This window comes from uncultured Salegentibacter sp. (assembly GCF_963972535.1).
GTDB lineage: Bacteria > Bacteroidota > Bacteroidia > Flavobacteriales > Flavobacteriaceae > Salegentibacter.
The window spans coordinates 1-6,297 of sequence record NZ_CAXAVR010000134.1 but is presented as its reverse complement, the minus strand read 5'-3'; the positions used below and the strand labels follow the sequence as shown (position 1 = coordinate 6,297).

Genomic DNA, 6,297 nt, shown 5'->3' with positions numbered 1-6,297 from the left:
TTGGTGAAATGTTGGGCTTATATAGGCTGGAAAGACAGGCTTCCACATAAACCTGACAATACTCCTCCACCGGGTGTAGATTATAAAATGTGGTTGGGTCCCGCGCCTGAAAGACCTTTTAACGAAAACCGGTTCCATTTTACTTTTCGTTGGTTTTGGGATTATGCTGGCGGACTTATGACCGATTGGGGCGTGCACGAAATTGATATTGCACTCTATGCAATGAATGCTAAAGCACCAAAATCTGTTTTAGCTTCTGGCGGAAAACTTGCTTACCCCAATGATGCCGCTGAAACTCCCGATACGCTTCAGACAGTATATGAGTTTGAAAATTTCAATTTATTATGGGAGCACGCCGTTGGAATTGACGGTGGAAATTATGGTAGAAATGAAGGCATTGCTTTTATAGGAAATAACGGAACACTGGTAGTAAATAGAGATGGCTGGGAGATAATTCCTGAAGGAGATAATATTGATGGAAAATTTGTTCCGAAAGTTGAAGAAATAGCATTGCAAAAATCTGAAGGAAATGCGCTGGAAAAACATGCGGCTAATTTTGTTGAAGCCATAACTACCAATGACTCTTCAAAATTAAATTGCGGGATCGAAACAGGAAGCATCGCGGCTATTAATGCACATATGGGAAATATTGCATACAAAACAGGAAAAAAGTTGTACTGGGATTTAGAAAAAGAAAAATTTGATGATGATGAGGCGAATAATCTGTTAAAAGCGAATTACCATAATGGTTGGGAATTACCTAAGATTTAGAACTAAAATTAATTTCAATGAGTAAATATATAGCTAACGAGAATCGATACGAAAAGATGAAATACCGCCGCTGCGGAAAAAGCGGAATTAAACTTCCCCTACTCTCGCTGGGTTTATGGCATAATTTCGGAGATAATGATGATTTTGAAAATGCAAGAAACATTTTAAGAGCAGCATTTAATAATGGTATTACCCATTTTGATCTTGCCAATAATTATGGGCCACCTTATGGTTCGGCTGAGAAAAATTTCGGAAAGATTTTTGCCGAAGATTTTAAGCAATACCGTGATGAATTGCTTATTTCTACCAAAGCCGGTTGGGATATGTGGCCGGGACCTTATGGTAATTTTGGGTCCAGGAAATACCTAATTGCCAGTTTAGATCAATCGTTACAAAGAATGGGACTGGATTATGTAGATATCTTCTATCACCACCGCCCAGATCTTGATACACCTTTAGAAGAAACTATGGGTGCTTTAGACCAAATTGTAAAACAGGGAAAAGCACTTTACGTGGGTATTTCCCAATATTCATCTAAAGATACTGCCAGGGCAGCTGAAATTCTTAGAGCGCAGAAAACACCTTTCCTAATCCATCAACCTAGATATAATATGATGGATCGCTGGGTGGAAAATGGTTTATTAAATACACTGGAACACGAAGGGATTGGCAGCATCGTTTTTTCACCATTAGAACAGGGAATTTTAACCGATAAATATTTAAACGGAATTCCAAAAGACAGTAGAGCGGCAACCCAGGGCAGTTACTTAGATGAGTCGCAAATCACGCCCGAAATAGTTGAAAAAGTACAGGCACTAAACGAAATTGCCCAATCCAGGAATCAAAGTTTAGCACAAATGGCCGTGGCCTGGTTATTAAAAGATAAACGCGTTACTTCCGTTTTGGTTGGTGCGAGCAAGGTTTCTCAATTAGAGGATAATATTAAAGCCATTGAAAACATTGAATTCAATAAAATTGAATTGGAAAAAATAGAAGAAATTTTAAAAAATAAGTAGGATTAAAATAGGCTGTTTAAAACGCATATTTCCGTCTGGCATAACTTGTTTCAACTTCTAACAACATAGATCCTGAAACAAGTTCAGGATGACGATCGTAAAACACGCTTTAGACAGCCTATATTTTTATTTAATATAAACCTCTAAAAGTTCACAGTTTTCAGCTGAAAGCTTAACTTCTTTATTCGAGGCCGGAATTAATAAAGTTTCTCCCTGGGCAATTTTTTCAGAATTTCCATTTACTGAAACTTCTCCACTTCCGTTAACACACATATAGATCACAAACGAATCTAAATTGCTATAGTCTTTGGTAATTTCTCCATCTACAGCTAAGTAATTTGTAGTGAAATACTGGCAACAGGCAACTTCAGAAGATTTGTTTTTTGTTTTTTCGTAATTAAGCTTAAAATCGTCTTTCTTTTCAAAATCAATAGCATCAATGGCTAGTGCGGTATGTAGTTCACGGGAATTTCCTTCATCGTCAGTCCGGTCCCAATCGTAAATTCTATAAGTAACATCTGAGGTTTGCTGGATTTCAGCTAAAAGCACCCCCGCTCCTATCGCGTGTACTTTTCCGGTATTTATAAAGAAACTATCGCCTTTTTTTACTTCTTCAAAATTGAGTAATTCAACAATTTTTCCTTCTTCTAAACGGGTAATATAATCTTCTTTAGAAACACTTTCTTTAAACCCTATATTGATTTTTGCACCTTCATCGGCCTGCATAATATACCACATTTCGGTTTTTCCGAAAGAATTATGGCGTTGCTGCGCAAGCTCATCGTTAGGATGTAATTGTACAGAAAGTTCTGTATTGGCGTCTATAAATTTTATTAGCAAAGGAAAATCGGCATTAAATTCTTTATATATTTTCTTACCTACAATTTCTTCTTTGTATTCCTTTAAAAGGTCCTTTAGGGAAAACCCTTTTAGTTCACCGTTAGAAACTACAGATATAGCTCCTTCTACACCAGATATTTCCCAGCTTTCGCCCAGGTCGTCCCGGTTGGTTTCTTTATTTAGAATTGTTTTTAGTTTTTCTCCACCCCATATTTTTTCTTTTAAAATGGGGAAAAATTTTATTGGATAGTCAAGCATTATTTGGTTAGTTTTAAAAGCGCTCCAATATAATCAAATATTAGCATGTTAAAAAATTGGTAGCGTCTCATTTTAACAAGATTTAAAAAGTTTTAGGCCTCTCTAAAAATACGGCTGATTTTTATTTTTAATTTTCTTTTTCCACGAGAAATAAATCCCTGTACAATCGTTGTTTGTGCTTGCTGCTTACAGGATTCATATCTACGCTATCAATTTTTATCGTGCTAAAGTTTCTAAAAATGTGCTGTAAACTATCAAGATTATATTTCCCATCAGATAAAATCAAAAATTTATCTTCTGATGGAATTTTAAACTCACCATTTTTATTTAAAACCGGAATTGGTTTTCCATATTCCCAAATCATTTCTGGCGCAAAATCATTAATTTCATAAACAGGTGCATTATATTCTTTGAGATGCCTGTTAATATTTACAATGCTATTATAATCTTTGTTTACATTAATTTTATTGGCCATTGGCAAACCAAACCATACAATACTTACCAGGAAGAATATGCTTAAATAAAAAAGCGGTTTTATTTTTTTCAGTATTAAAAACCTAAACATTAAAACCCCGATGATAAATAAGAAAATTGAACTCAAAATATACCAAATCAAAATATCCTGCAGAAAAGATTCAAAATAGAAATATGCAGCAATGGGAAAAACACAGCCTACAATGGCGAAAATGCCAAAATGAAAATAAATCACCGCAGCTTCTTTGGTCTTTAAGCTTTTAAAATGATTAAAAAGAAATTCAATATAAAATGAGGTATTCATTGCCATAGGAATAAGAACCGGCAATAAATAACGTGATTTTTTCTCTGGAATTACTGAAAGCAAAAAAACTGAAGCCAGCGTCCAGAAGAGCGTGAATTTATAGGCTTTTTTATTGCTAACCTTATCTTTTAAATAAGGATAAAGCAAGGCCACAAAAGATGGAATGGTCCATAAACCACTTTGAATAAAAAAGCTCCAGTAATAATAAAACGGCCTCACATTGTAATTTAACCATCTGCCAGTTTCCTGGCTGGTAATTTCGGCAACTGCACGAGTATCAAATAAATAAACATAGAGGTTCCACCAACCTCCAGAAATTAATGCCACTAAAATTAAAAGAACCAGGGCTTTCCACCGTGCCTTTGTGCCGTCAAATTTGTAAATAATTCCGTAAGCAATTAAAAACGGAAGAAATAATGCATAAAGTGAAACCGGGCCCTTACTAAGAATAGAACAACCAATAAACAATCCGCTAACTAAAGCATATAAATACCAGTTCTTAGTTGAATTATAGAGTTTGTACAGCCAAAAGATAGCCAGCATCATAAAACTATGGGTATAAATATCCCACTGCCCGTCCCTACTGGAAAAAACAATATAAAATGAGGTAGTAGCTATTAAACCGGCCACGAAAGATAGTTCTATATTTTTGGTGATTTTAAGTAGCAATTTGTAGATAAAAACTACTAAAATTAATCCCATAATTGCTGAAGGAAGTCTTAAACCAAAAAGTCCTTCCATTCCAAAAACCGACATTGAAATTGCCGTTAACCAGGTTGGTAAAGGTGGTTTTTCATAACGCGGCTCAGCATTCATCGTGGTGAATATCCAGTTATTATCATTCAGCATTTCGCGGGCGGTAATAAAATTACGCGCCTCCATAATGTTGATATAGATCGCATCCAGGTTTATAAAAAACACGGCTATTGCTGCAAAAATGAGTAACAGAAGATATTTATTCTCTAATTTCATTATGGTGAATTATAATATTTCTAATATACATTATGGCGCCAAACAAATGCCCAATAAGCAAAACGGGATCTTTTCTAAAGACTGCATAAATTAAAATTAGCGAAGAACCTACCAGGCTTAACCACCAAAATCCCAGCGGTAAACAGGATTTCTTCTGTTTTTCTGAATACAACCACTGGTATAAAAAACGTAAAGTGAAAACGACCTGCGCTATAATTCCAAGAGAAAGTAACCACAGCGGAATAGCTTCATTCAGAAATAACTTTTGAAGGTTATATTCGTTATTAAAAAAGCTATAAATAACCACAATGGCAGGGAAAACCAGGATTATAAATCGTATTAAATAGGGAAGCTTTTTCCATTGCCCCTGGAAATGTAAATTTCTTATATAAATAAAATACGTTAGCGTTTGGCCCAGCATTATAGCAAAGTCATCTCTAAAATAGCCGTAAATAAAAAGTAAAAAAGAAGCCAGTAAACTTAATTCCCAAAAAAGTATTGGGGTAAGCACTTTCTTTTGTTTTTCAGAAAGTATCCATTGCATAATCATCCTTGACGAAAAAAGGATTTGCGCGGTAAAGCCAATTACATAAATAAGCAGCGAATTATCCATGTTTCGCTTTTATGCTGTAATCTATATACGATTTTTTAATCCAAACATAAGCAAAACAATCTACCAAAGGCCCCAGAAACCTATTTTTGAAATTGTATTTAGATTCGCCTTCAATTCTTGGATAATGATTAATAACCACCTCTTTTATCTCCTTTTGCTGCAATAATATCATAGCCGGTAAAAAACGCTGTAAACCTTTAAACATAGGGATTTTCTTAGCGTATTCGGTATGCATTATCTTAAGCGGGCAGCCGGTATCGTGAATATTATCGTGCGTAAAAAATATACGTACTGCGTTTCCGGTTTTGGAAGAAATACGTTTTACAAGGGTATCTTTTCTATTCTTACGCCAGCCGGTAACCAAACCAAAATCATTAATATATGGCAGAAGTAATTCAAAATCCTCAGGATGCGTTTGTAGATCGGCATCCAGGTAACCAAGCAATGGCGTTTTAGTATGATCGAAAGCGGCTTTTAATGCGGCGCCTTTCCCATAATTTTTGTTGAATAACAAACAATTAAAATCCTCGTGATCTAAACAGAATTTTTCTATAGCCGAAGCACTGCCGTCACCAGAGCCATCGTCTACCAGTAAAACACAGGATTTGAGTGAAGCCGATTTAAGGTAATTCTGCAAAAAATCAAAAAGCCTGGGTAAACTTTCAATCTCGTTATAAACCGGAACAATAATGGTGAATTGAAACTCCATAAACAATTAACAGGCTTTATTAAGAATTGAGGTAAATTTACTAAACCTAAATATCTGGTTAACAGTCGTTGAATTCTGGAGCAAAACGTATTTCAATGTTATCAAAGGAATTTTTTAAAAAATTTACCGGGGCAAAATTAAGGATATAATTGAGAAAAACTTTCAATTTAAAAATTAAGTTAAAAACAGATTAAAATTCCCATAAAATCAAGTTGAAGAAAAAAATAAATTTTTAAATAAAAAAAGCTTGTTTTATTTGGAAAGAGGCTTATATTTGCAACCGCAAAAACGGTCGCGTAGCTCAGCTGGATAGAGCACCTGCCTTCTAAGCAGGCGGTCC

At 35.0% G+C, this 6,297-nt stretch carries 5 protein-coding genes and 1 pseudogene; 2 read left to right on the top strand and 4 right to left on the bottom strand.

Annotated features, from left to right (window positions below; all coding sequences use genetic code 11):
- Together AACZ30_RS12375 and mgrA are read left to right on the top strand one after the other, a co-directional pair.
- Positions 1-771, top strand: a pseudogene (locus AACZ30_RS12375) (gfo/Idh/MocA family oxidoreductase); the annotation flags it as partial.
- 17 nt (positions 772-788) lie between these two features.
- Positions 789-1,787 (top strand): L-glyceraldehyde 3-phosphate reductase, encoded by a 999-nt coding sequence (mgrA, locus tag AACZ30_RS12370; protein WP_339649687.1) that lies wholly within the window; start codon positions 789-791, stop codon positions 1,785-1,787.
- 126 nt (positions 1,788-1,913) lie between these two features.
- Here the strand turns inward: mgrA and AACZ30_RS12365 are convergent, their stop codons facing one another.
- From AACZ30_RS12365 to AACZ30_RS12350, 4 genes are all read right to left on the bottom strand, one after another.
- Positions 1,914-2,885 carry a type I phosphomannose isomerase catalytic subunit gene (locus AACZ30_RS12365; RefSeq protein ID WP_339649685.1) on the bottom strand — a complete coding sequence of 324 codons (972 nt, stop codon included), beginning with the start codon at positions 2,883-2,885 and terminating at the stop codon, positions 1,914-1,916.
- 127 nt (positions 2,886-3,012) lie between these two features.
- Positions 3,013-4,635, bottom strand: coding sequence for a glycosyltransferase family 39 protein (locus AACZ30_RS12360; RefSeq protein ID WP_339649683.1), 1,623 nt, complete (start codon positions 4,633-4,635; stop codon positions 3,013-3,015).
- Positions 4,619-5,248, bottom strand: coding sequence for a lipid-A-disaccharide synthase N-terminal domain-containing protein (locus tag AACZ30_RS12355; protein WP_208225618.1), 630 nt, complete (start codon positions 5,246-5,248; stop codon positions 4,619-4,621). The genes AACZ30_RS12360 and AACZ30_RS12355 overlap by 17 nt, the downstream gene beginning before the upstream one ends.
- Positions 5,241-5,957, bottom strand: a complete 717-nt coding sequence (locus AACZ30_RS12350; protein WP_339649682.1) for a glycosyltransferase family 2 protein — start codon at positions 5,955-5,957, stop codon at positions 5,241-5,243. Before AACZ30_RS12350 ends, AACZ30_RS12355 begins: the two co-directional genes overlap by 8 nt.
- Positions 5,958-6,297: the final 340 nt, after the last annotated feature.

Excerpts from the sequence above, each read along its gene's own strand:
- mgrA (WP_339649687.1), top strand. The coding sequence starts at position 789 with ATGAGTAAATATATAGCTAACGAGAATCGATACGAAAAGATGAAATAC.
- AACZ30_RS12365 (WP_339649685.1), bottom strand. The coding sequence starts at position 2,885 with ATGCTTGACTATCCAATAAAATTTTTCCCCATTTTAAAAGAAAAAATA.
- AACZ30_RS12360 (WP_339649683.1), bottom strand. The coding sequence starts at position 4,635 with ATGAAATTAGAGAATAAATATCTTCTGTTACTCATTTTTGCAGCAATA.
- AACZ30_RS12355 (WP_208225618.1), bottom strand. The coding sequence starts at position 5,248 with ATGGATAATTCGCTGCTTATTTATGTAATTGGCTTTACCGCGCAAATC.
- AACZ30_RS12350 (WP_339649682.1), bottom strand. The coding sequence starts at position 5,957 with ATGGAGTTTCAATTCACCATTATTGTTCCGGTTTATAACGAGATTGAA.